This is a genomic window from Aeromonas sp. 603607, from assembly GCF_049171595.1.
GTDB classification, from domain to species: domain Bacteria; phylum Pseudomonadota; class Gammaproteobacteria; order Enterobacterales; family Aeromonadaceae; genus Aeromonas; species Aeromonas veronii.
In genome coordinates this window covers 1-622 of sequence record NZ_JAAKOV010000039.1, presented here as the reverse complement: position 1 = coordinate 622, position 622 = coordinate 1, and the positions used below count along the sequence as shown (strand labels likewise).

Sequence of the window (622 nt, the reverse complement as noted above, 5' to 3'; positions counted from 1 at the left end):
AATTTGAATCAAGCAATCTGTGTGGGCACTCACAGCATCGAACATCAAAAACAATTTTTGATTTTCAATGTCTGGTGAAGTGACCAAGACGATTTCTTAGCAATAAGAAGTCGAACAGTTTATTTCAGCAATTCATTGAGCCGCTTTTCGAAGCAACCAAACTTAAATTGAAGAGTTTGATCATGGCTCAGATTGAACGCTGGCGGCAGGCCTAACACATGCAAGTCGAGCGGCAGCGGGAAAGTAGCTTGCTACTTTTGCCGGCGAGCGGCGGACGGGTGAGTAATGCCTGGGGATCTGCCCAGTCGAGGGGGATAACTACTGGAAACGGTAGCTAATACCGCATACGCCCTACGGGGGAAAGCAGGGGACCTTCGGGCCTTGCGCGATTGGATGAACCCAGGTGGGATTAGCTAGTTGGTGAGGTAATGGCTCACCAAGGCGACGATCCCTAGCTGGTCTGAGAGGATGATCAGCCACACTGGAACTGAGACACGGTCCAGACTCCTACGGGAGGCAGCAGTGGGGAATATTGCACAATGGGGGAAACCCTGATGCAGCCATGCCGCGTGTGTGAAGAAGGCCTTCGGGTTGTAAAGCACTTTCAGCGAGGAGGAAAGGT

Annotated in this window: 1 rRNA gene; it reads left to right on the top strand. The window is 51.3% G+C overall.

Annotated elements, in window-relative coordinates:
• Positions 1-164: 164 nt before the first annotated feature.
• Positions 165-622: ribosomal RNA gene (locus G5315_RS20495) — 16S ribosomal RNA — on the top strand; the annotation flags it as partial.